A 23,006-nucleotide genomic window follows, 5' to 3' on the forward strand; every position below is an offset into this window, starting at 1 on the left:
ACCAGGCCCGCACAGACGCTCTGCAGCCTTGGCTAGACTTCTACAACAACCACCGGCCCCACGGCAGCCTCGGAGGCAACCCACCGATCAGCAGGTGCAACCAACCTACTGACTGAGTACACCTAGGCGCTGGCCCCCAGCGCCGCGCCGTCGTCGGGCGCTTCGGTGCCCTCCACACCTTCCTCGACCAGAAGATCCGGGACCACCGCCTGGGCGATGGCCAGCTCCGCCGCTGCGGCGAGGTCGCGTTCCTCGATGAGTTCCTGGAACCAGAAGTAGGACGCCTTGGGGGTCCGCTCCAGCGTTTCGAAGTCCACGTGCAGGAGGCCGAACGGCTGGTTGTAGCCGGCGGACCACTCGAAGTTGTCCAGGAAGGACCACACGTAATAGCCGCGGAGATCCATGGACTCCGCCACGCCGCCGGGCGCCGTTGCGCGCAGCGCCGTTTCCAGGTGGTCGGAAAGGTACTTCAGCCGGCGTTCGTCCGGAATGAAGCGGGTGTTGGTGGACTTGTCCCGGACAATGATGTCCTCGAAGCTGGCGCCGCCTTCGGTGATGATCACCGGGGGCAGGTTGGGGTACCGCTCTGCCATTTCCTTCAGGGCAACCGCCATGTACTCCGGTTTGACCGGCCAGCCGTAGGCGGTGATGTCGGCTTCCGGCCAGGTCTCGACGTGGAACGGCGTTGCGCCGCTGCCCGTCGCGCTGAGGTCGCTGCCCATGGCCTCCGCCATGCTTGACGGAACGGTCCCGCCGCCCGGCCCGGCCGCCACCTTGGTGGGCATGTAGTAGTTGAGCCCGTAGAAGTCCAGGGGCTGGGAAATGATCTCCATGTCCTCTTCGGGGTGCTCAAAGGAGCTGAAGAACTTTGCGGCACGGATCAGGTCCGGGTACTTACCCGTGAGGACGGGGTCCGCGTAAAGCCGGTTTTGGCCCAGGTCCATGATCCCGGCGCTGATTTTGTCCAGCGGGTTGATCGAGTTCGGCACCATGGGTGAGTAGACGTTGGTCATGCCAATTTCGCCCGGCACCTTCGCCGCGCGCAGTGCCTGGACAGCCAGCCCATGGCCCAGCAGCTGGTGGTGGACGGTGGGGAAGGCGCCCAGTGCCAGCTCCTTGCCCGGCGAATGCAGCCCAAATGCATAGCCATTGGCACTAACCGTCGCCGGTTCGTTGATGGTGACCCAGCGGGCCACCCTGTCCCCGAACGCCTCGGCCAGGATGGCGGCGTATTCACCCAGGCGGTAGGCGGTGTCCCGGTTCATCCACCCGCCGGCTTCCTCCAGTTCCAAGGGTGTATCCCAGTGGTAGATGGTGGCCATCGGCGAGATGCCGCTGGCCAGGAGCTCATCCAGGAGCCGGTCGTAGAACGCCAGGCCGGCGCGGTTGGCGGGGCCGGTGCCGCCGGGCTGGATGCGCGGCCAGGAGAAGGAGAACCGGTAGGAGTCAACGCCCAGCTGCTTCAGGAGGGCCACATCCTGGGGCATCCGGTGGTAGTGGTCTGTGGCCACCACCGGGCTGTGGTCCTCCACGATTGCACCAGGCTTGGCTGCGAACCTGTCCCAGGCTGCTGGACCGCGTCCGTCCTCGTCCAGTGCCCCCTCGATCTGGAATGCTGCGGTGGCAACGCCAAGGGTGAACCCCGGGGGGATGAGTGCTGCGAGGTCCTTGGCGGAGATGTGCATTTGGGGTCCAGCCTTTTGGTCACGGTGGTCAGGGTACGTCCCAGAATGTCATAGCGGAGGGCGGCTGACGAGCAGCAACCCGCGCCCGGCACCGCTGCTACTGCGAACCGAAAAGGAACTCCTTGGCGTGCGCCACTGCTTTGCGGAACGCATCATTGCGCAGGGTCACGAGATGCTCGGTGTCGCCGTCGGATGGTTCCAGGTAACCGGTGTACCCGGGCCGGAGGACCCAGATGTCCCCGCCTGGCGGCAGGTAGAACACCCCGAACGAGCGCTGTTGCCGCTCGTCGGCGGTCCAGACCGGGACGACGGCAAGGGCGGCACCCGTGGCCGGGTTGATCCACTGTGCCCGGGGCAGCGGCTGTTCATGCGCCTCGGGGTCCAGGAAGGGCGCGGTGCCGGCGCCCCACCGTTGCTCAAAACGTTCATGGAACGCGGGGATCAGGTGTGAATCGTAGCGCCGCCACTCGCTCATGCGGTGTTCCGCCTCCTTGGAAAGTGTTTAAAGGTTGTGTGTTCAGGCCCAGGGTCCGCTTTCCCACCGCACCGGAGTGATGCGGATGACGGGCCCGGACGGTCCCCGGGTACTGCGGACTTTCCGGACGGGAATGATCGTGGGTGCCGGTGCCGCCAGCTTCCTGTCGTACGCGGCACGCCGTTCCGGGTCCCCCAGCACGTTGAACGCCTGCATGATCCGCAGGAGTTGGTCCCCCTGTCCAGGGTCCACGTTCTTCGCCGGTTTGTCCGCCTTCGATTGCGCGCCCCCGCCGCCATCGCCGTCAGCGCGGGCGCCGTCCATGTCCGGATGGTGGCTGCGCATCAGGGCGCGGTACGCGTGGGAGATGTCCTGCCGGGTGGCATCACGGCCCACCCCCAGGATGGCGTAGTAATCAGGGGGGTCAGTCATCCCAGCCTCCTCTTCAGCCCGTGCCCCTGCCGGGAAGGCAGGGGCACGGGCTGGAAAGCATGGACCTAGGTGCCAATCTGGTGCATCTCGCCCTGCTGGGTCTTGATCTCGATCTTGCGTGGCTTGGCCTGCTCAGCCATCGGAATCCGCAGGGTCAGGACGCCCTGGTCGTAGCTGGCCTTGATCTTCTCCGTGTCCAGGGTGTCGCCCAGGATCAGTTGGCGGCTGAACACACCGCGGGGACGCTCCGAGGCCACCAGCTCGACGTTGGGCTGTGTGGGGTCCTGGCGCTCCGCGCGGACGGTGAGGACATTCCGTTCAACGTTCAGGTCCAGCGAGTCCAGCTTCACGCCGGGAAGATCGAACGCCACCACGAATTCGCCGTCCTCCTGCCAGGCGTCCATGGGCATGGCAGCCGGGCGGGCGGTGGTTCCAAAGACCTGCTGCGTGAGCCGGTCCAGCTCACGGAGCGGGTCGGTACGCATCAACATCATTTCCCACTCCTTCAGCTTCCAGGTGTTGGATCTGTGGTTACCCACCTCCGCGTAATCTATGGTGGTGGATATAGATTTTTTATAGCACTGGTGGGAAACTGAAGCAAGACACCGGCTGGACCGATTTTGGGAGAAGAAATGGCAGGACCTGATGCAGGACGCAGCGCCCGCTCCCCCGGCTCAAGGGCGCTGTACGCGATCTCGGTGGCGGCCGAGCTTACGGGAACGGGACAGCAGAACATCAGGCTTTATGAAACAAAGGGGCTGCTGACACCGTCGCGGACTGCCGGCGGAACCCGCCAGTACAGCGAAGATGATATTGCCGTGCTGCTGCGGATTGGCGAGCTCCTCGAAGAAGGGCTGAACCTGGCGGGCGTTGCCAAGGTCCTGGAGCTGGAGGCAGCGAACGTTAAACTCCACCGCGCCCTGAAGCGCGCCCGTTCCCGGCCGCAGTGACCAGGCCCGGCAGTGGCCAGGCCCGGAGTGCAGATTTCACTCCCGGGAAGATTCTTCCTTTGACAGCTCTCCGGTGACAGGTTCCCCGGGGACGCGGGCGGTTCGCCAGGTATCCAGGGCGATGACGCCGCCCAGGATGAGCAGCGAGAGGGAGAACGAAGCAAGCGTGTCCGTGGGCCAGTGGTATCCGAGGTACAGGCGGCTGGCGATGGCCAGGACGATCCCGATCCCGGCGCCGATAAATCCGAAGACCGCAGCCCGCGGGTTCCTGTGGCGGGAGAAGATCAGGTAGGCACCCACCAGCAGGAAGTCACAGGCCCCCAGCACGTGCCCGGACGGGAACGAGAAGGTCTGGTCCGCACCGAACAGCATCTGGTCCACGGGTGGGCGCGAGCGCTGGACGATATGCAGGATGATCTGGGAGATGATCACCCCGGTCAGCATGGCCGCGGCCAGCAGGATGGGGCGCCAGGCATGTTTGGCCGCGAATCCCCAGATGAGGATCACCACCAGGATGATGATGGGCAGCGCGACGGGGCCGAAGAACACCGCCAGGAAGATCATGATGGCCGTCACTGCCGCTGAACGTGTCGTCAGGAGCCAGTCATGCACCGGGTGGTCGGCGAAGGAAAGTCCGTCGGCCTGGACAACGCTGACCAGCGTGGCAATGAAGAGGGCCAGCCCCACCACGGCCAGGACCACCGACGTCCGGTAGAGGCGGCGCCGGTCGGCAGGGTCGATATACCGCTCCTCCACCACGAACTTCTCATGGAAAGTACGCCACCGGCCGTTGCCATTTTCCCTGACTGCGGAACCTGCTGAATTATGTGCCAATGTGCTGCCCGTCCCTGCGCCCTGTTTTAGCCATGCCGAATAACGGCCATGGTAAATGCCTAGGCTGAAGATTATCCCGGTGAACCGCCATTCACTCCATCAGGGCTGGACACCACGGCGCCCGCCTTGGACACATGGTCCAGGGCGGGCGCCTCGGTGGTCCGGCAGGTTGGCGGCTAGAACGAGCCCGTGGTGAACTGCCAGCTGCGGGAGGCGAGCGGGTTCCCTGCCAGGTCCTGGATGCCGGTGGCGCCACCGGTCAGCGTCACGGTGTACCGGGTCTTGGCGGCCAATGCTGCCTGGGGATCGAGGATCCACTGGTTGGTGGTGCCGTTGCGGTAGACCGTTGCCGCCACCACCGCCCCGGTGGAAGCGTTCTTCAGGGTGAAGGTGGCCGTACCAACCCCCTGGACCGTCTCGCTGAAGGTGGCACTGACGTTGCTGCTCCTGCGGACCAGGAGGGCATTGCTGCCAGGGCTGTAGCTGGTGACCGTGGGCGCGGGGCCCGTGGTGAACGTCCAGCTGGTAGTGGTCAGAGGCGTACCCGCGGCATCCCGGATGGCCGAGGTACCGCCCACCAGGGTTGCGGTGTAGGTGGCATCTGCGGCCAGGTTTGCGGCCGGGTCAAGGGTGGCCGTCCTGGTGGTGTCGTTGTAGCTGACGGCCGCGGTGATGCTGCTGCCGGCCGCGTTCCGCAGCACGAAGGTTCCAGCGGAAACGCCCTGCACCGAGGTGCTGAAGGTGGCCGTCACGTTGGTGTCAACTGCCACCGCCGCTGCCTTCCCGGCTGGCGATACGGACGTGACGGTTGGTGCAGGGGTGGGGGCAGGTGCCGGAGCAGCTGCGTCGGTACCCGTGAACAGCAGGCGGTTCGGGGTTCCGGTGGTGGCCCCGCCGATCACTCCGGGCGTGGCGTTGGAGACCAGGGCGGCCGCTACCCCCGCCGGCGTCAGGGCCGGGTTCTGGGACAACAGGAGGGCCGCAGCCCCGGTCGTGTGCGGGGCTGCCATGGAGGTTCCGGACATGGATGCCGTGGCAGTGGTGGAGGTGTAGTAGTCGGAGGTGATGCCGACGCCGGGAGCGTAGAGGTCCACGCAGGATCCGAAGTTGGAGAACGATGCCTGTTTGTCGGCGGAGTCGCTGGCTGCCACCGTGACGGCCCCGGGAACCCTGGCGGGAGATGTGGTGCAGGCGTCTGTGGCAGAGTTCCCGGCGGCAACCACGGTGGTGACGCCGTCGTCAAGGACGGCCTGGATGGCGTTGTCCACCGTGCTGCTGGCGGCTCCGCCCAGGCTGAGGTTGGCCACGGCGGGGGTTCCTGCTGCGTGGTTTGCGGCGATCCAGTCCAGGCCCGCCACGACGTCGGAGTTGTATCCGGATCCGCTGCAGTCAAGCACCCTGACCGGCACCAGGGTGGCGCTCTTGGCCACGCCATAGGTGGAGCCTGCCACGGTTCCGGCCACGTGGGTGCCGTGTCCGTTGCAGTCGGTGGTTCCGTTGCCGTCCGCCACGGCGGTCCAGCCGGCGGCCACCCTGCCGCCGAAGTCGGTGTGTGAGGCCAGGATGCCGGTGTCCACCACGTAGGCGGTCACGCCGGCTCCGGCAGCGGTCCATGAGTAGGAACCCGAGAGAGGGAGCGGGCGCTGGTCGGCGCGGTCCAGGCCCCAAGGGGCGGGCTGCTCGGTCCCGGAGGCCCTGATGGGGGCATCGGGCTCCACGGACAGCACCTTTCCGGACTTGGCAAGGGCAGCCGCCTGGGCCGGGTTGGCGGTGACGACGGCGCCGCGGATGGCGTGCTCAAAGGTGCGGCCGACGGCGAGTCCCTGGCCGTGGAGTCCGGACACCTCCGCAGCGACATCGGTTCCGGGCGCGTACTGGACGATGTAGCGGCCGGTTGCGTTGCCGGCTCCGCCGGAACCTGCCGGGGAGGCAGGGGCGGCGACGGCTGGAAGGGACGCAGTGGAAAGGGCGACGGCGGAAAGCAGCGCCGCGAGGGCAGGCAGCAGGAAGGATCGGGTACGAATTTTGGGGTCCTCGTGGTGGCTGGGTGGCCGGTCCCTGGCTGGAGAATCCTCCCCCGCGGAACCGGACCAACGGTGGCTGTACCAAAAGGATAGGAGCCGGAAGCGCATGGCTTCCGGCTCCTTGGATGATCCTGTGCCAACCCTTCGGGATTCCTGCGGGCCGGCGATTTTGCTGGTTTTAGCCGGCGCTGTTGGTTGCCGGCACGTGGTTCCGCCAGCTGTGCTCGGGTTCGAAACCCAGCAGGCGCCGCGCCTTGTCGATGGACAGCATCGTTTCGTGCTCGCCCAGGTCCTTGGTGACTTTGACGCCGGGGAAGACCTCTGCCGCCAGGCTGGCGCTTGGCCGGCTCATGACGGTATCGGCATTGGCAATGATGAAGGCTTCGAATCCCGGTTTGGCGTTCTGCAGAGCCCGTGCCACCGCCTGTGCACCGTCCCTGCCGTCGATGTAGCCCCAGAGGTTCCACTTCCGCAGGGTTGCGTCCTCGTCGAAGGAGGGGAACCGTGCATAGTCGGCCTCATCCATCACATTGGAGAACCGCAGGCCCGTGATGCTCAGCTCAGGATCCCATCGGGTCATTTCCACGGCCATCTGCTCCTCCAGCCGCTTCACCAGGGAGTAGGTGCTTTCCGGCCGGGGCGGGTATTCCTCGTCCACCGGAATGTAGGGCGGGTCAATGTCGAAGGGCAGCCCCAGGACGGTCTCGCTGGAGGCATACACCACCTTTTTGATGCCTGCGCGGCGCGCGGCCTGGAACACGTTGTAGGTGGAGAGCATATTGTTTTCGAACGTTGCTGCGTCCGGAAGGATGCCGGGGGCGGGAATGGCACCCAGGTGCACCACGGCGTCGAACCCATCATGCCGGTCATCAACGCCCAACAGCGCGTCCACCACCTGGCCATAGTTGCGTAGGTCCACCACCAGCAGGCCCGGGCTGCGGTCACCCGCGCGGTCCAGGGTAAGGACCTGGTGGCCGTCGTCGGTGAGCCGGCGCACCACGTGCCGCCCCAGCTTTCCGTTTCCGCCTGTAACGGCAATTCTCATCAGTGTTTCCTTCTGTTCGAGTGCTTCTCCGTGCGGTGTTTCGGTCAGGACGGGGGACGCGGGGCTGCCAGGAACTGTTCGACGGCGGCGATTGCCAGGCCGGTAATCGTTCCCGGATCGCCGCTGCCGTTGACGGACACCAGGATGCCCCGGCCCGCGTACACCGAGACTACTTCATGCGTCTGCCGGCGGTAGAGGTCCAGCCGGCGGCGGAACACGTCGATGGTGTCATCCGTTCGGCCCTGTTCCGAGGCGCGGCGCTGCATCCGCTCCTCCAGTTCCGAATCCGGCGCCTGCAGCTCGATGACGGCATCCAGCGCATGCCCCTGCGCCGCGAGCATGTTGTCGAGTTCCGTTGCCTGCGGTGGCGTCCGCGGATACCCGTCCAACAGGAAGCCGTGCCGGGCATCGCGTTCAAGGAGCCGGTCCTTCACGAGCGCGTTGGTGAGATGGTCCGGTACGAAGCGGCCGCCGTCCAGGTAGTCCGCGGCCTGGCTCCCCAGCTCCGTCTGCCGGCTGACGTTGCTCCGGAAGATGTCACCGGTGGAAACGGCGGGCACTCCGAAGTGCCTGGCCAAGTGTTCTGCCTGGGTCCCTTTGCCGGAGCCTGGTGGGCCGATGATGAGGAGCCTGGTCATGTTCCTGCCCTTCCCCGAGGTGCTGCCCGCTTCATTGTGACCGGTACCCCCTTTCGGCGCCGGCAAACGGCGTCACGGCCCCGGGTGGTTGTGGGCTTGGCGCCGCCCCGAATGTATATACTCTGGTTATCGGTTTAGCAGCAGGCCGTTGGAAAGTTCGTCGATCCAGCGACCATCACCGGCTCCCCGCCCAGTTGCGGGGCGTTTGTGTGTTGCAGGCTCGTTTTGACCTGAACGAATGGCACCAAGAACCGTGGCCAGCGAGTCAACAGCAAAAACCGATACATCCATAACAGAACACCTGCATGAATTGGTCCTCAACAGCTCCGACGTCGAGGACTTCTTAACGGAACTGGCGCAGGTGTCCGCCCGCAACCTCTCCGAGCCGGGCGATGAAATGCTATGTGCCATCACCCTGCTCCGGCAGCGGAAAACGGCGACAATCGCGAGCAGCAGCCAGGACGCCAAGTCGGTCGGGCTGCTTGAGCACAAGTTTGCAGAGACCCCCAGCCTCACCGCAATCACCGCCCAGGAGACTGTGCACGCGCCGGACCTTGCCGGGGACGAGCGCTGGCCGGAATACTCCTCGGCCGTCGTGGCCCAGGGTGTGCAATCGGTCGCGGCGCTTCCCTTCCGGCTTGAAGGGGAAACCAAGGCTGCTCTGCTGCTGTACTCCCGCCGGGCCCACCGCTTCGAAGACCGTGTGCTGGCGTTCGCCGAGGATTTCGTCAGCCAGACCTCGCTGGCGCTCCGCCTTGCAGTCCGCTTTGCGCATTACAGCGAAACCGCTGCGAACCTCCGCGCCACCCTGGAATCCCGCACGGTCATCGATATGGCGGTGGGAATCATCATGGCCCAGAACCGGTGCAGCCAGCAGGACGCGTTCGGCATCCTTAAGACGGCATCGAGCACCCGCAACACCAAGCTGCACGATGTGGCCGCTGCTGTGGTGAATGCCCTGGGCCAGGGGCCTGCGCGTACACATTACGACGGTTAGGTGGCCGGCACACGGCAACGTGTTCCGCCACAAGTAGACTAGTGCCAACTTTTCGCCGGGGGGCCTTATTGGAACAGCAGCGTGTTTGCCTTGTCGTGGAGGATGACGACGATATCCGGGAACTGATCACAATGGTCCTGTCCCGTGCCGGCTTCGAAGTGACAGCCGTGGGCACGGGGGCAGAGGGCATAGCCGCCGCTGCTGATCCCACCATCGCCCTGGTCACCCTGGACCTTGGCCTTCCGGACATGGACGGGCACGTAGTGGCCCGTGCCATCCGTGCCCTCAGCACCGCACCGCAGTTGTTCCTGACAGCCCGTTCCGAGAACGACGATTTGCTGGCCGGCATGGCATCAGGGGCTGACGGCTACCTCACCAAGCCGTTCCACCCAGGGGAACTGAAGGAGCTTGCCCGGCAGTTGGCGGCGGGACAACCCACGCCCAGGCACAACGCCCCGGCCGGGAACGGCAGTTAGGAAGAAGGGCGACGGCGGCGGGCAGCCGCCGTCGCCCTTCTTCCTTCAGTGCCTACTTGGAAAGGAAGCCGAGCAGCGCTTCGTTGACCTCTGCCGCATGGGTCCACAACATGCCGTGCGGCGCGCCCTCAATCTCGACGTACTCGGCGCTCGGCAGGGCCTTGGCGAACAGCCGCCCCGTGGAATCGATGGGCAGGATGTTGTCCGCGGTGCCGTGCACGATCAGCGCGGGAACATCGATCTTGGGGATGTCCTGGCGGAAGTCCGTGAGCCAGGTGGGCTGGGCGGCAACGGATGCCGTGGCGCCGGCGCTTGAAGCAAGGTTCCAGCTGGCGTTCACCGCTTCCTGGCTGAGGCGCGGGGTGCCCAGGAAGGTGTCCGAGTTGTAGAAGTTCTTGAAGAACTCGGTGAAGAAGGCGTAGCGGTCAGCAGTAACAGCTTCGTTGAGCCCGTCGAACACGTCCTGCGGGACGCCGTCGGGGTTATCGTCGGTCTTGAGCAGGAACGGTTCCAGCGAGCCCAGGAACGCGGCGCGGGCCACTCGGCCGGAGCCGTAGGTGCCAAGGTAGCGGCCCACCTCACCAGTCCCCATGGAGAAGCCCACCAGTACGACGTTGTTCAGGTCCAGGGTGGTGAGCAGGGTGTTGAGGTCCGCCGCGAAGGTGTCGTAGTCATAACCCTCTGTGGGCTTGCTGGATTTGCCGAAGCCGCGGCGGTCGTAGGTGATGACGCGGTAGCCCGCACCCAGGAGCGCCGCGGTCTGCTTCTCCCAGGAGGAGCCGTCCAGCGGGTAGCCGTGGATCAGCACCACGGGCTGGCCTGAGCCGTGGTCCTCGTAGTAGAGCTCGATGTCAGTGCTGTTCTCAGTACCTACGGTGATGAAAGCCATCGGGGCGTATTCCTTTCGAGACTGATCAGGGCGGCAGGCAGAGCGCCGCGCCAGTGCACCTCCTACTCTAGGGTGCGCGACTGCTCGGGAGCAGGCCCGAATTTCACGGCGGCGGTACGCCCAAAAGTGCCGCGGGAGCCAAAGGTGTGACACTATATGCGCATGAATGCAGATAAGAATGCTTGCTCCCTTGGCACGGACAGCCAATACGTGGAGCTGGCTGTGGAGGTTTTCGCCATGCTGGCGGACGCCACCAGGGTGCGGATCATCCTGGCGCTGCGTGACGGCGAGATGGCTGTAGGCGCGCTGGCGGAGGTGGTGGGCAAGTCCCCCGCGGCGGTCTCCCAGCACCTGGCCAAAATGCGCCTCGCCCGGATGGTTTCCACCCGGCAGGAAGGCACGCGGGTGCTGTACCGTCTGGAGAACGAGCACGCCCGCCAGTTGGTGGCCGACGCCATCTTCCAGGCCGAGCACGCCCTGGGCGGGGAACCCGCCCACCACCGCGTCCCTTCCCACACCGGCGCCCCCGTACACAGTGCAGAGAGGAGCGCCTCATGACCGGGCCGCACCCGGAGTCGACGCACACGCATAGCCATCCCCACGAGGACAGCCACGCCAGGCACGACCACGACCACGACCACGACCACGACCACGACCACGACCACGACCACGACCACGACCACGACCACGACCATCATCACCACTCCGGTTTCAAGGGCTGGCTGATCGAGCTGTTCGTCCCGCACACGCACGATGCTGCAGATTCGATTGACGATGCGATGGAGGCCAGCACCGAGGGCATCCGGGCGCTCAAGATCAGCATGTTCCTTCTGCTGGCCACCACGGTGCTGCAGTTTGTGGTGGTTCTGTTCAGCAGTTCGGTGGCCCTGCTGGCGGACACCATCCACAACTTTTCCGACGCTCTGACGGCAGTGCCCCTGTGGGTTGCCTTCATCCTGGGGCGCAGGGCCGCCACCCGCCGGTATACCTACGGCTACGGCAGGGCCGAGGATTTGGCCGGCCTGTTCATTGTTGCCGTGGTGGCCCTCTCGGCCGTCGTGGCCGGCTGGCAGTCGGTGGACCGTCTGATCAATCCCCAGCCGCTGCAGAACCTGGGCTGGGTCATCGCGGCAGGCCTGATCGGCTTTGCAGGAAACGAGGCCGTGGCGATCTATCGCATCCGGGTTGGCCGCAGGATCGGTTCCGCAGCGTTGGTTGCCGACGGCGTGCACGCCCGGACGGACGGCTTTACCTCGCTGGCCGTGGTGATCGGCGCCGTGGGAGTCATGCTCGGTTTTCCGTTGGCAGACCCGATCGTCGGGCTCGTCATCTCCGCCGCCATCATGGTGCTGCTGTGGGGCACAGTCCGCAGCATCGGGCGCCGGCTGATGGACGGGATCGAACCGGAACTGGTATCACGTGCCGAGGCCGCACTGGCGCGGACGCCGGGCGTGCTTTCAGTGCAGCACCTGCAGCTGCGCTGGTCCGGCCACCGGCTGCAGGGGTCGGCCCGCATCGAGCTGGCGGACACCGCGTTGTCGCAGGCGGAAGAGACCCTTCACCGCGCGGAGCACCAGCTCCGGCATGCGCTGCCCAAGCTGGACCATATGCTCCTGGCTCCGGGCACCCGGCGGTAACACAGGTAAATGCGGAAGTGACCCGGCGGGCAGGGCCGGCCGGGTCACTTCTGCATTCAGGGATTTTGGCTAGGCTTGTGCGGTCTTGCCCGGCAGTGCCAGCTTGAAGACCTTGGCCCAGGATGACCCCACCTGCTTCAGCAGCGGGCCGGTGGTGTACTTCAGGCCGTAGCGCTGGCAGATTTCGCGGACCCTTGGGGCCACCTCGGCGTACCGGTTGGACGGCAGGTCCGGGAAGAGGTGGTGCTCAATCTGGTGCGACAGGTTGCCGGTCATGAGGTGCATGAATTTGGAGCCCGAAATGTTGGCGGACCCGATCATCTGGCGGACATACCAGTCGCCGCGGGTCTCGCCGTCCACCATCTCTTCCGTGAAGGTGTCGGTGCCTTCCGGGAAGTGGCCGCAGAAGATGACGGCGTGGGCCCAGACGTTGCGGATGGCGTTGGCTGCGATGGTGCCGAACAGGGCCTGCTTCGCGGAGCCGGTCAGCATTGCCAGGGCGGGCGTGGCGGCGTAGTCCTTGGTGAACTGGGTGACCACCTTCTTGCCCAGCGCCTTCAGGTCCTTGAGCAGGGCTTCCTTGGACTTGGTGCCTTCCTTGTACTCGGTGAGTTCGAGGTCGTAGATGGCAATGCCCCACTCGAAGACCGGTGCCAGGATGGCGTTGAACAGCGGGTTGGCCAGGTTGATGGGCTTCCACGGCTGCTGCTCGTCCATGCGCAGGAGGTTGTATCCGACGTCATTGTCCTTGCCCACCACGTTGGTCCAGCGGTGGTGCAGGTCGTTGTGGGTGTGCTGCCAGGACCGCGACGGCGTGACGAAGTCCCATTCCCAGGTGGTGGAGTGGATGTCCGGGTCCCGCATCCAGTCCCACTGGCCGTGCAGGATGTTGTGGCCCAGCTCCATGTTTTCCAGGATCTTGGCAAGGCTCAGCAGCGTGGTGCCCGTGACCCAGGCGGCCTTGTTCTTTCCCACCAGCAGGGCGGCACGGCCGGAGAGTTCCAGGCCGCGCTGGATCTTGATCATGCGGCGGATGTAGGCGGCATCTTCCGCGCCCCGCTTGCCCAGGATCTCATCCCGGATGGCGTCGAGCTCGCGGCCCAGCTCCGCCACCTGTTCGTCGGTGAGGTGCGCGGCGGCGGGCGGCCGAACAGTGGGGCTTCCGGACTCGGCGAGCTTGCCGGGGCGTGTCCTCGATGAGCCGGCGCTGGCCCCTCCGGCGGCAGTGGTCTTTGTGGGTGAGATGACAGACATACGGTACTGCTCCTCAGATTTCGAGGTTGACGGGTCCGGCGGCTGCCGAGACACACGTTTGGATCAGTTGGCCGGGTTCGCCGTGGACTTCCCCGGTACGGAGGTCGCGGACCTGCCCGGCCAGGAGCGGCGTGAGGCAGCTGTGGCAGATGCCCATCCGGCAGCCGCTGGGCATCAGCACCCCGGCGTCCTCGCCGACGTCCAGGATGGGTGTGTCGCCGTCGGCCTCCACCTCCCGGTCGCTGGCTTCAAAGGTGACCAGGCCGCCGTCGTGCCCCACGGCGGCGTCGAAGCTGGTGTTGAAGCGTTCGATCATCAGGTTGCCGGCACTGCCGGCCACCGCCACGTCAGTGCCGGGCGCCCGCGTTGTCAGGGCTGCCCGCTGCCACAACGCTTCGGCGTCGTCCAGGAAGCTGTCCGGGCCGCAGGCATAGGCAGCCCGTTCCTTCCAGTCCGGGCAGATCTCGTCCAGCTCCTTGGTGCTGGAGAAGTCCATGCGGCCCTGCTCGCCGGTGTACCAGTGTGCCAGCCGGAAATTCGGGAACTGGTCGGCAAGCTCAGCCAGCTCCTCACGGAACAGGCTGTCATCCCGCGTGCGGGCTGAGTGGACCAGGACGACGTCGGCGTCCGGGCGCCGCGGCACGAGGGTGCGGATCATGGACATCACCGGGGTGATGCCGCTGCCCGCGGTAACCATCAGGAGGGGGCGCGGATGTTCCGGCAGGACGAAATCACCCTGCGGCGGGGCCAGGAACAGGACATCCCCGGGCTTGGTGGTGCGGACCAGGGTGCCGGAGACGGCACCGACGTCGGTCACGGTGATCGCCGGGTCCTTGCCGGCGGGTGCGCTGAGCGAGTAGGAGCGCCAGTGGCGGACACCGTCGAGTTCGACGCCGATGCGCGCCCACTGCCCTGCAAGGTGCGCCTTCCAGCCTCGTCCGGGGCGGAAGAAGATGGTGGCGGACTGGGCGGTCTCCTGGACCACCCGGGTGACCACGCCACGCAACTGCCGGGCCGAGTAGACCGGATTGAATAGCGAGAGGACGTCCTCGGGCGTCAAAGGGGTAGTGAGTACTGAAGCCGCCTGGGCCAGCTGTCGTAGCCGGATCATGCGTCAAAGCCTAAGGCGGCGCGAGCCATATTTCTCTCTCTCCGTCATATGACCGTTCAGCAGTCACACTAGTAGTAGGGCGCGAAGCCCCCACTACGCTCTTCAAGAGTAACGGTTGGGTCTCACTAATAGTTCCCAGCGTCCTATCGGCTCCATCCCAGGGCCGGGGCAACGTGCTCCGCGATGGTGCCCAGCAGCTTGGCGTTGAAATCCACGCCCAACTGGTTGGGGACGGTCAGCAGCAGGGTATCCGCCGCTTGTACCGCAGTGTCGGCAGCGAGCTGCTCCGCCAGGAGGTCCGGCGGCCCCACATAGCTCTTGCCGAAGCGGGCAGTGGTGCCGTCGATGACGCCCACCTGGTCCCGGCCGTCGCGGAGGGCACTGCCTGCGAAGTAGTAGTTGTCCTCTTCATCAACGATGGGCAGGACGCTGCGGCTGACCGAAACACGCGGGGCGTGGGGGTGTCCTGCCGCGGTCCATGCTTCCCTGAAAAGCTGGATCTGTTCGGCCTGGAGTTCATGGAAGGGAACGCCGGTGTCCTCGGTCAACAAGGTTGAGCTCATCAGGTTCATGCCCAGTTCCGCGGCCCAAACCGCGGTTTTCCTGGTGCCGGCACCCCACCAGATCCGTTCCGCCAGTCCCGGTGACTGCGGCTGGATGGGCAGGAGTCCGGTGGCACCACCGGCGTAGCGCGGATCGGCCTGGGCCATGCCGGCACCGGTGATGGCCTTGCGAAAGACATCAGTGTGGCGACGGGCCATGTCCGCATCGGTCTCCCCCGGCTGCGGACGGTAGCCAAAGACTGAGGCGCCTTCCAAGGCGGGCTCGGGTGAACCACGGCTGATGCCGAGCTGCAGCCTGCCGCCGCTGATCAGGTCCGCTGCCGCGGCCTCCTCCGCCATATACAACGGATTTTCGTAGCGCATGTCGATGACACCGGTGCCGATCTCGATCCGGCTGGTGCGGGCGGCGATGGCGGACAGGAGAGGGAACGGGGAGGCCTGCTGGCGGGCAAAGTGGTGGACACGGAAGAATGCGCCATCCACGCCCATCTCCTCAGCGGCAACCGCCAATTCAATTCCCTGGAGCAGGGCGTCCGCCGCTGTCCTGGTGCGGGAACCCTGGCCGGGGCCCCAGTGGCCGAATGAAAGGAATCCGATACGCTCCATACCTCCCCCAACTGCGCGGGCGGCGGCTGCATTCCCGGCTGGCATGACGGCTGCACGGGCTTACCGCTGACCTGCCGATCGCTGAAACATTTTGGCGGACAAGGCCGTGCTCCGCCTCCGCCGGAAGATGGAAGCCTCTCCGCTTGATTGGGGGGCCAAACGGAGAGGCTGGAACCAAAATAATAGGAAGCTTGCTTAGTTTCCAAATCGGCTGCCCGGCCGCGCCATTCCCGCACAGCTAAACTGGCCCGGTGATCAACAGTGAGCAGCCGTCCACCCCGGCGGTCCCGCCGTCGCGCGGAAAAATCGCCGAACGGCTGCTGCCCGGCGGCGAAGAACCGGACCCGCGCTTCACCCTTGCCAACGAACGCACCTTCCTGGCTTGGATCCGCACGTCCCTTGCGCTGCTGGCGGGCGGCATCGCGATCGAGGCGTTCACTTCGGGCCTCTTCGTTGAACCTGTCCGCAAAGGCCTGGCGGTCCTTTTGCTGCTGCTGGGCATGATGCTCAGCGGCGGGGCCGCCGTGCGCTGGCTCCGGGTGGAACGGAGCATGCGCAACAAAGCCCCGCTGCCGCTGCCGCTCTTTGTGCCCCTCCTGGCCGGGGCAGGCGCACTGGCCGCCGCCGTCGTACTGGTCTTTATCCTCTGGCGCTGATTCCGTGCCGTCCCCCGCACCCATCCCCCATGGCGATCCCGGGCTCCAGCCCGAACGGACAGCCCTCGCGTGGGGCCGGACCATGCTGGCGCTGGTGACGGCGAGCGCCTTCTTCCTGCGCTGGCTTCCCACGTACGGGGCGCCCATCCTGATGCTGCCGATGGTTTCCGGCGGCGCCGCGCTTGCCATCTACCTCACCCAGCGCCGCCGCTACCGGAAGAGGTCCCACGGGCTGGCCGGCGAGAGCATCGAGGCGGACCTGCCGGCGGTGCTGTGGACGGCGTTGGCCGGAGTCGCCCTGGCAGTGCTGGGCATCGCTGTGGTCCTGGTCAGTTGAAGGTGCCGGCCACCGGCTGATGCTCCTAGAACATCGGCAGGACGAAGCCGGCCAACAATGCCACCGAGCCGATAGCGGTCAGGCAGCGGCCAAGGACCGACGCCGTCCGGCCTGCTTCCTCAGGCTGGGTGATCTGCCACTGAGTTGGCCGTTTGGGGTGGTAGTAGATGGGCAGGGTGTCGCCCACAGACATGTCCCTGATGTCGTACGGGGACATGGGGGCGTTGTGCACCTGGTGTTTCCGGTCGAACCAGCGGAACCCCACCCCGGTGGAATCGGAGTACACCACCGCCTCGGCCACGTCCCAGGGGTGTACGTAGCGGCGGAGGAAGCCGGTATAGAAGAGCAGGCCCAGCCCGGCGGGCAGGCACAACCAAGTGAGGACCTCCAGGATGGGACCTGCCATATCCAGCGCAGTGGGCATGAAATTGATGGTACAGCGCGGGGACTGGTGGCTTCAGCACCAGGTACGTACGCTGAAGGGGACCGGACCGGAGTAAGGGGAAACCATGAATGATCAGGATATTTTGACGCACATCCAGGCCCTGGTGGAGGAGGAGCACTCGCTGCGGGAAGGTTCAGAAGGCGGCCAGCCGGACCCGGCACGGCTAAAGCACGTGGAAGAGAGCCTGGACCAGTGCTGGGACCTGCTGCGCCAGCGCCGCGCCAAGAAGGAGTCCGGCGAGAACCCGGACGACGCCGAGGCCCGCCCCATCAGCGAGGTTGAGGGTTACCGGCAGTAAGTCCGCCGCACTGAGTCAACCTGGGTGTCCGGGCCGCTTGGCCCGGACACCTGTTTCCGTCACCAACAGATTGAGCCTTTCCATGCGTATCGCAGTAGCGCAGATCATCAGCGGCGCAGACACCGCCGCCAACCTTGAACTGGTGTGGGACTACGCCGCCCAGGCAAAGAACGCGGGTGCGCAATTGGTGGTCTTCCCGGAGGCGACCATGCGTGCCTTCGGCCACTCCCTGAAAGGCATCGCCGAGCCCCTCGACGGGCCGTGGGCCAGCGAGGTCCGCAGGATGGCGCGGGAGCTGGAGATCACGGTCGTGGCCGGCATGTTCACCCCGGGCCAGGACGGCCGCGTCCGCAACACGCTGCTGGTCACCGGTCCCGGGGTGGAGGCCTCCTACGACAAGGTCCACCTTTTCGACGCCTTCGGCTTCACCGAGTCAAAGACAGTGGATGCGGGGGAAGCGCCGGTGACCTTCGAGCTGGACGGGACGGTCTTCGGCCTGGCCACGTGCTACGACGTCCGCTTTCCCGGCCTGTTCACGGCCAACGCCAATGCAGGCGCCCAGGTGAATATTGTGTGCGCTTCCTGGGGCGCGGGTCCGGGCAAGGCTGAACAGTGGGACCTGCTGGTGCGCGCCCGTGCGCTGGACAGCACCACCTTCGTGGTTGCGTGCGGCCAGGGCGACCCCGAAGCCATCGGCGCGGGTCCGGCCGGAGCAGCGCCCACCGGCATCGGGCACAGCGCGGTGGTCACTCCCCTGGGCAAGGCCGTGGTGGCCTTGGGCGGGAAGCCCGAACTCGCCGTCGTCGATATCGATCCCTCAACAGTGGACGACGTTCGCGCCAAGCTGCCGGTCCTGGCCAACGCACGCAAGTTCTGATCCGGGTGAGGTGCCGTTCACGGCCCCGAAACAGAAGGCAAAAGAGCGTACGACGGCGGTCCTCACCTCAAGAGGCCCGTGCGCCCCGTCGTTTCGGGGAACTGAGGCCGTGTTCGCCTTTCGCGCCCGAACGCAGAGACCAGGCCGTTTACATTCCGGAAACATTGCCGACACGTGATCTTCACGCCCACGGGATTTGTGTAACGTGGGCGCAACTTTAAAGGGCATCAGCTGAAACACGCTGCACCAAAAATGGATCCCGGGGGAAATGCTCCGGGGCCCAATCGGGTCCCGCACCAAGATCACGTTGCGAAGGGACCCACCGGTGGAAATCACTGCCCAACACGTCTGGCTGATGATTTCAGCCGCAATGGTACTGCTGATGACCCCCGGGCTTGGCCTCTTCTACGGCGGCATGACCCGCGCCAAGGCTGCGCTCAACATGATCATGATGAGCTTCATCTCGGCAGGGATCGTTGGCGTTGTCTGGGTCCTCTGGGGTTACTCGATGACCACCGGCAACGGGATCCTTGGGCTGTTCGGCAACCCCTTCACCAGCTTCGGGCTGCAGAACCTGATGGGCTCCCCTGACCTGCTCAAGGCCGGCTACAGCGCCACGTTCGCCATCATTACCGTGGCCCTGATCAGCGGCGCCATCGCCGACCGGGCCAAGTTCAGCGCCTGGGCACTGTTTGTGCCGGTGTGGATCACGGTGATCTACTGCCCGCTTGCCTACATGATCTGGGGCGGCGGACTAATGAGTGCAGGCGGGGCGGTCACCCGGATCTTCGGCCAGGTCATCGACTTCGCCGGCGGCGCCGTCGTCGAAATCAGCTCAGGAACGGCAGCCCTGGTACTCGCCGTCATCGTGGGACAGCGCCACGGCTTCGCCAAGGACCCGAACCACCGCCCCCACAACATCCCCTTCATCATGCTGGGCGCGGCCATTCTCTGGTTTGGCTGGTTCGGCTTCAACGGCGGTGCGGCAACCAGCGCTGAGCAGGCCGGCGTCATCTGGATCAACACGCTGGTGGCCCCTTCGGCAGCCATGCTGAGCTGGCTGGTCACCGAGAAGATGCGCCACGGGCACCCCACGTCGCTTGGCGCCGCCTCCGGCGTTGTCGCCGGCCTGGTGGCCATCACACCTTCCTGTGCCAACATCAGCCCGGTGGCGGCAATCGGCCTGGGCCTGGTGGCGGGAGCCGCGTGCTGCGTGTTCGTGGACCTCAAATACCGCTTCGGCCTGGACGACTCGCTGGACGTGGTGGGCGTCCACCTCGGCGCCGGCCTGATCGGCACCCTGTCACTCGGCTTCATCGCCCTCCCCGTGGACGGCCTGGGCGGTGGACTCTTCTACGGCGGCGGCGTCCAGCAGCTCATCGCCCAGACAGCCGCCGTCGTGATCACCCTGCTCCTGTCCGGCATCGGCACCGCGGTCATTGCCCGGATCATCAACAAGACCGTGGGCTTCCGCGTCAGCCACGAGGCCGAAGCCGCCGGCGTGGACCTGTCCGAGCACGCCGAGACCGCCTACGCCTTCGGCGAGATGGGTTCCGGCTTCAGCAGCCTGGGCCACATGCTGAGCCACCACCACGGAACTGCTCCTGCCGCCGTCCCCGTGGAACGGCTCGCCAAGGAAGATTCCTTCGCGTAGCAGCTAGTCCGCAAGGATCTTGTAGAGCGCGCGCCGCGTTTCATCCATCTTCTCGATGGCGGCAGCCCGCTGTTCCTCTGACACTCCACTGCGGAACTGGTGGATGGCACCCATCAGCTTGCCAATGCTCTGGTGGAAGTCCCGGTCCGCACTGTCCGGTTCAGCGTTCCAGGCGTTTTCCATTTCCTCTGCGTGCTCCGCCACGTAGGCCTTGCCGGCATCGGTGAGGGAAAACTCGGTCCCGCGGCCTTCACTGAGGGCCGCGATCAAGCCTTCGTCCACCAGTTGCTGCAGGGTGGGGTAGATGGATCCGGGGCTGGGCCGCCACATGCCGCCGGTCTTTGCGGCGATGGTCTTGATCAGTCCGTAACCATTCGAGGGGGCGTCTGCCAGCAGCGAGAGGATCGCGGCGCGGACATCACCCCGGTTGGCCCGCCGGCCGCCCCGTCCGAAACCGGGGCCGAACCCAGGGCCAAAACCCGGACCAAAGCCCGGCCCGAAACCGGGACCAAATCCCGGCCCGAACCCCGGACCCCTGTGCCCGTGCGGACCTTTATGGCCCCTTCCCCGCTCGAAGCGGCCCCGGCCGAATCCAGGGCCGGGATTTTTGTCGTCAAATATGCCGTTCATGGTGGCATCGTCCTTTCATTGATAGGTAGTCGCTTTGGCGTCAGCGATAGTTAAAAGATATATCGGTAACTATCGCCCGTCAACGCTTTGACGTGACCAAATCCTGACCTTTCCGCACCTGTTTCCGCCTCGTGCAGGAGCGTATTCTGGTCCCACCTTCGAGGGCGAGGGCAGGGGAATGGCGAAGCAGCGGAAGCCTAGGCGCAGGCGCGGTTTGAACGCCACAATGGGTAGGATCCTGGGGTTCCTGGCCGCAAGTGTTATGTGCGGCGTCCTGGTGGCAAGTCTGGTGGTCCCTGCCGTCGCCGCCGCGGGGATGGGGGTCAGTTCCTCCATAGACTTCTTCGAAAAGCTGCCGTCGGACCTCACAGTGCAGCCGCCGTCGCAGGCCACGAAGGTCCTGACTGCCGACGGGCAGCAAATTGCCACGTTCTACGCCGAAAACCGGGTGCAGGTGCCGCTGGACCAGATGTCACCCTTCATCAAGGACGGCATCATCGCGATCGAGGACAGCCGGTTCTATGAGCACGCCGGCGTGGATCCGCAGGGGATACTGCGGGCGCTGGTTTCCAACCTGACCAGAGGCGGCGAGCAGGGCGCATCCACCATCACCCAGCAGTACGTGACCAATGTCCTTAATGAGGCGCAACTCTCCCAGGACCGGCCGGACGCGGTGGTCCTGAACGGGCAAAAGAACCTCGGCGACAAGCTGCGGGAAATGAAGCTTGCCATCACCTTGGAAAAGAAATACTCCAAGGACCAGATCCTTGAGGGCTACCTCAACATCGTGTTCTTCAGCAACAACGCGTACGGCATCGAAGCCGCAGCCCGCCGCCTCTTCAGCACCACTGCGAAGGACCTCACCCTCCCCCAGGCAGCCCTGCTGGCCGGGGTGGTCAACAGCCCCACCCTCTACAACCCGGCCACCAACCCGGCCAAGTCGATCGTGCGGCGGAACCAGGTCCTGGACGAGATGCTGCGGCTGGGGAAGATCTCCCGGACCCAGCACGATGAAGCCGTGGCCACGCCCATCCAGCTGAAGATCAGCCCCCAACAGCAGGGCTGTGCCAATGCCACCATGGCCCCGTACTTCTGCGACTACATCTCCCACCTGATCCTGAACAATCCCGCTTATGGCCCAACGGAAGCTGAACGTGAGCGGCGGCTCTTCCGGGGCGGCCTGACCATCGTCACTACCCTGGACAGCCGGCTCCAGGCTGCCGCCCAGGCCCAGGTGGACGGGACCGCGGGGGCTAACCCGGACCACTGGGCAGCGTCGCTGGTGAGCATCCAACCCGGCAGCGGCAAGATCCTGGCAATGGCCCAAAACACGGTGTTCCTTCCCCAGCCCGGCAAGTTCGATACCAACCTCAACTTCAATGTGGATGCCCGGGACGCGCAGGGGAACGACCTGAATGGTGCCGGCGGGTTCCAGCCGGGATCCACCATGAAGCCCTTCACGTTCGCCGAGTGGCTGAACGAGGGCAAGACGCTCACGGCCGAAGTGGACGCTTCACGCCGGGTGTATCCACTTGGGTTCCCTTGGAGGGACAGCTGCGGAAAGGTGCTTGGGGCCTACAGCACGGCCCAGGCGAACCCGGCCCTTGGCGCGGCCGATGACCTGCAAAATGCCGAAGACGGGTTTTACCGGCCCATGCCCGTGAACTACGGCCTCTACAACTCGATCAACACCGCCACCTTCGCCTCAGCTTCCCAGCTGGATTTCTGCGGCATCCAGAAGATGGTGGACGCGGTTGGCCTGCACAGCGGCCTGGATAGTTCCCCAGTCAACATGCACCAGCTGGGCAATCTGCTCGGCGGCACAGGCGTCGCTCCCCTGACCCTGGCAAACGCCTTCGCCACCTTCGCCACGGACGGCCGGTTCTGCGCCACCATGGCACTGGTTGAGATTAAGGATGCCGCTGGTGCCAAACTGCCTGCCCAGGCCCCGGATTGCCACGACGCCGTCAAACCGGATGTGGCCCGCGGGGTCAACTCTGTTCTGCAGGACGTTTTGAAGAAGGGCTCAGGCGTCTGGATCAACCCCAAAGTGCAGGACAAGCTTCCCACCGCTGCCAAGACCGGTACCTCCAACAACAACGGGTCCACGTGGGTGGTGGGATACACCACCGGCCTGGTGACCGCTTCCTTCTTCGGCGATGCACTGGAAGGACAGAAACGTGCAGGCCAGAACGTGAGCATCAACGGCACCTTCTACCCGCGCCTGGACGGCTACATGATTGCGGGCCCGCAGTGGGCCAACTACATGCTCAAGGTGGCACCGCTCTATCCGGCAGGCCCGTTCGCACCACCTCCCCCTTCGATGATCGGTCCGAACCCGAATTACAAGCCATAGGTTGGGACGCGCCCCTGGGACTATCTCATTAACGGTGTATCCGGCGGTTTCCTTTAGTAGTTTTCAGCTGCCGGGAATCGGTCGCTGAAGGTGATGGCGAAGGCGTTCAAAGCGGGCTTCCAACGCACGGCCCATCG

General features: G+C 65.4%; 26 protein-coding genes. 12 read left to right on the plus strand and 14 right to left on the minus strand.

Features of this window, described 5'->3' with window-relative positions; translation table 11 throughout:
* Positions 1 to 20: 20 nt before the first annotated feature.
* Positions 21 to 116, plus strand: a complete 96-nt coding sequence (locus ACETK3_RS20710; RefSeq protein WP_373993271.1) for a hypothetical protein — start codon at positions 21 to 23, stop codon at positions 114 to 116.
* A gap of 6 nt (positions 117 to 122) precedes the next feature.
* Here ACETK3_RS20710 and ACETK3_RS20715 read toward each other — a convergent pair whose 3' ends face one another.
* From ACETK3_RS20715 to ACETK3_RS20730, 4 genes are all read right to left on the minus strand, one after another.
* Entirely contained in the window at positions 123 to 1,685 is a 1,563-nt protein-coding gene (locus tag ACETK3_RS20715) for a glycoside hydrolase family 1 protein (protein ID WP_236799642.1), read from the minus strand.
* Between the two features lie 97 nt (positions 1,686 to 1,782).
* Positions 1,783 to 2,160, minus strand: coding sequence for a hypothetical protein (locus ACETK3_RS20720; RefSeq protein ID WP_236799643.1), 378 nt, complete (start codon positions 2,158 to 2,160; stop codon positions 1,783 to 1,785).
* 42 nt (positions 2,161 to 2,202) lie between these two features.
* On the minus strand, positions 2,203 to 2,592 hold the full coding sequence (locus ACETK3_RS20725; RefSeq protein ID WP_236799644.1) for a DnaJ domain-containing protein: 390 nt from the start codon (positions 2,590 to 2,592) through the stop codon (positions 2,203 to 2,205).
* 65 nt (positions 2,593 to 2,657) lie between these two features.
* Positions 2,658 to 3,083 carry an Hsp20/alpha crystallin family protein gene (locus ACETK3_RS20730; protein WP_237430549.1) on the minus strand — a complete coding sequence of 142 codons (426 nt, stop codon included), beginning with the start codon at positions 3,081 to 3,083 and terminating at the stop codon, positions 2,658 to 2,660.
* Positions 3,084 to 3,224: 141 nt separating this feature from the next.
* Here ACETK3_RS20730 and ACETK3_RS20735 point away from each other — a divergent pair, with 141 nt between their 5' ends.
* Positions 3,225 to 3,542 carry a MerR family transcriptional regulator gene (locus ACETK3_RS20735; RefSeq protein ID WP_236799645.1) on the plus strand — a complete coding sequence of 106 codons (318 nt, stop codon included), beginning with the start codon at positions 3,225 to 3,227 and terminating at the stop codon, positions 3,540 to 3,542.
* A 36-nt stretch (positions 3,543 to 3,578) separates the two neighbouring features.
* Here ACETK3_RS20735 and ACETK3_RS20740 read toward each other — a convergent pair whose 3' ends face one another.
* The 4 genes from ACETK3_RS20740 to ACETK3_RS20755 form a co-directional block, all read right to left on the minus strand.
* Complete coding sequence (locus tag ACETK3_RS20740; RefSeq protein ID WP_237428950.1) at positions 3,579 to 4,376, minus strand: phosphatase PAP2 family protein; 798 nt, start codon at positions 4,374 to 4,376, stop codon at positions 3,579 to 3,581.
* Positions 4,377 to 4,552: 176 nt separating this feature from the next.
* Positions 4,553 to 6,508 carry a S8 family serine peptidase gene (locus ACETK3_RS20745; protein WP_373993543.1) on the minus strand — a complete coding sequence of 652 codons (1,956 nt, stop codon included), beginning with the start codon at positions 6,506 to 6,508 and terminating at the stop codon, positions 4,553 to 4,555.
* Between the two features lie 70 nt (positions 6,509 to 6,578).
* Complete coding sequence (locus tag ACETK3_RS20750) at positions 6,579 to 7,445, minus strand: NAD-dependent epimerase/dehydratase family protein (protein ID WP_373993544.1); 867 nt, start codon at positions 7,443 to 7,445, stop codon at positions 6,579 to 6,581.
* A 44-nt stretch (positions 7,446 to 7,489) separates the two neighbouring features.
* Positions 7,490 to 8,083, minus strand: a complete 594-nt coding sequence (locus ACETK3_RS20755) for an adenylate kinase (RefSeq protein WP_236799649.1) — start codon at positions 8,081 to 8,083, stop codon at positions 7,490 to 7,492.
* A gap of 253 nt (positions 8,084 to 8,336) precedes the next feature.
* Here ACETK3_RS20755 and ACETK3_RS20760 point away from each other — a divergent pair, with 253 nt between their 5' ends.
* Both ACETK3_RS20760 and ACETK3_RS20765 read left to right on the plus strand, forming a co-directional pair.
* Entirely contained in the window at positions 8,337 to 9,080 is a 744-nt protein-coding gene (locus ACETK3_RS20760; protein WP_373993547.1) for an ANTAR domain-containing protein, read from the plus strand.
* A 95-nt stretch (positions 9,081 to 9,175) separates the two neighbouring features.
* Entirely contained in the window at positions 9,176 to 9,556 is a 381-nt protein-coding gene (locus ACETK3_RS20765) for a response regulator transcription factor (RefSeq protein WP_373993545.1), read from the plus strand.
* Positions 9,557 to 9,608: 52 nt separating this feature from the next.
* On the opposite strand, the gene ACETK3_RS20770 is transcribed toward ACETK3_RS20765, so the two are convergent.
* Positions 9,609 to 10,445: an alpha/beta fold hydrolase gene (locus ACETK3_RS20770; RefSeq protein ID WP_236799651.1), complete on the minus strand. Its 837-nt coding sequence runs from the start codon at positions 10,443 to 10,445 to the stop codon at positions 9,609 to 9,611.
* A 162-nt stretch (positions 10,446 to 10,607) separates the two neighbouring features.
* Between ACETK3_RS20770 and ACETK3_RS20775 the strand changes: the two genes are divergently transcribed.
* A complete protein-coding gene (locus ACETK3_RS20775) occupies positions 10,608 to 11,003 on the plus strand; it encodes a metalloregulator ArsR/SmtB family transcription factor (protein WP_236799652.1) in 396 nt (131 codons plus the stop codon).
* Positions 11,000 to 12,082 (plus strand): cation diffusion facilitator family transporter, encoded by a 1,083-nt coding sequence (locus tag ACETK3_RS20780; RefSeq protein WP_373993546.1) that lies wholly within the window; start codon positions 11,000 to 11,002, stop codon positions 12,080 to 12,082. Before ACETK3_RS20775 ends, ACETK3_RS20780 begins: the two co-directional genes overlap by 4 nt.
* Before the next feature lie 69 nt (positions 12,083 to 12,151).
* Here the strand turns inward: ACETK3_RS20780 and ACETK3_RS20785 are convergent, their stop codons facing one another.
* The 3 genes from ACETK3_RS20785 to ACETK3_RS20795 all read right to left on the minus strand — a co-directional run bounded on the left by ACETK3_RS20785 (position 12,152) and on the right by ACETK3_RS20795 (position 15,616).
* Positions 12,152 to 13,336 (minus strand): acyl-CoA desaturase, encoded by a 1,185-nt coding sequence (locus tag ACETK3_RS20785; RefSeq protein ID WP_236799654.1) that lies wholly within the window; start codon positions 13,334 to 13,336, stop codon positions 12,152 to 12,154.
* 13 nt (positions 13,337 to 13,349) lie between these two features.
* Entirely contained in the window at positions 13,350 to 14,447 is a 1,098-nt protein-coding gene (locus ACETK3_RS20790) for a ferredoxin reductase (RefSeq protein WP_236799655.1), read from the minus strand.
* 143 nt (positions 14,448 to 14,590) lie between these two features.
* On the minus strand, positions 14,591 to 15,616 hold the full coding sequence (locus tag ACETK3_RS20795; RefSeq protein ID WP_236799656.1) for an LLM class flavin-dependent oxidoreductase: 1,026 nt from the start codon (positions 15,614 to 15,616) through the stop codon (positions 14,591 to 14,593).
* Between the two features lie 251 nt (positions 15,617 to 15,867).
* Between ACETK3_RS20795 and ACETK3_RS20800 the strand changes: the two genes are divergently transcribed.
* The gene (locus ACETK3_RS20800) at positions 15,868 to 16,272 is read left to right on the plus strand and encodes a YidH family protein (RefSeq protein WP_236799657.1); all 405 of its coding nucleotides are present in this window, start codon (positions 15,868 to 15,870) and stop codon (positions 16,270 to 16,272) included.
* A 4-nt stretch (positions 16,273 to 16,276) separates the two neighbouring features.
* Entirely contained in the window at positions 16,277 to 16,609 is a 333-nt protein-coding gene (locus ACETK3_RS20805; RefSeq protein WP_236799658.1) for a DUF202 domain-containing protein, read from the plus strand.
* Positions 16,610 to 16,634: 25 nt separating this feature from the next.
* Here ACETK3_RS20805 and ACETK3_RS20810 read toward each other — a convergent pair whose 3' ends face one another.
* A complete protein-coding gene (locus tag ACETK3_RS20810; RefSeq protein ID WP_236799659.1) occupies positions 16,635 to 17,033 on the minus strand; it encodes a hypothetical protein in 399 nt (132 codons plus the stop codon).
* 85 nt (positions 17,034 to 17,118) lie between these two features.
* Between ACETK3_RS20810 and ACETK3_RS20815 the strand changes: the two genes are divergently transcribed.
* The 3 genes from ACETK3_RS20815 (at position 17,119) to ACETK3_RS20825 (ending at position 19,883) form a co-directional block, all read left to right on the plus strand.
* Complete coding sequence (locus ACETK3_RS20815; protein WP_236799660.1) at positions 17,119 to 17,352, plus strand: DUF2630 family protein; 234 nt, start codon at positions 17,119 to 17,121, stop codon at positions 17,350 to 17,352.
* Between the two features lie 82 nt (positions 17,353 to 17,434).
* Entirely contained in the window at positions 17,435 to 18,229 is a 795-nt protein-coding gene (locus ACETK3_RS20820) for a carbon-nitrogen hydrolase family protein (RefSeq protein WP_236799661.1), read from the plus strand.
* A gap of 325 nt (positions 18,230 to 18,554) precedes the next feature.
* Positions 18,555 to 19,883, plus strand: a complete 1,329-nt coding sequence (locus ACETK3_RS20825) for an ammonium transporter (RefSeq protein ID WP_237428957.1) — start codon at positions 18,555 to 18,557, stop codon at positions 19,881 to 19,883.
* A 3-nt stretch (positions 19,884 to 19,886) separates the two neighbouring features.
* Here ACETK3_RS20825 and ACETK3_RS20830 read toward each other — a convergent pair whose 3' ends face one another.
* Positions 19,887 to 20,513 carry a PadR family transcriptional regulator gene (locus ACETK3_RS20830; protein WP_237428958.1) on the minus strand — a complete coding sequence of 209 codons (627 nt, stop codon included), beginning with the start codon at positions 20,511 to 20,513 and terminating at the stop codon, positions 19,887 to 19,889.
* Positions 20,514 to 20,691: 178 nt separating this feature from the next.
* On the opposite strand from ACETK3_RS20830, the gene ACETK3_RS20835 reads away from it, so the two are divergent.
* The gene (locus ACETK3_RS20835) at positions 20,692 to 22,869 is read left to right on the plus strand and encodes a transglycosylase domain-containing protein (protein ID WP_237428959.1); all 2,178 of its coding nucleotides are present in this window, start codon (positions 20,692 to 20,694) and stop codon (positions 22,867 to 22,869) included.
* Positions 22,870 to 23,006: the final 137 nt, after the last annotated feature.

This window comes from Arthrobacter sp. E44 (assembly GCF_041877125.1).
Classification (GTDB): domain Bacteria; phylum Actinomycetota; class Actinomycetes; order Actinomycetales; family Micrococcaceae; genus Arthrobacter.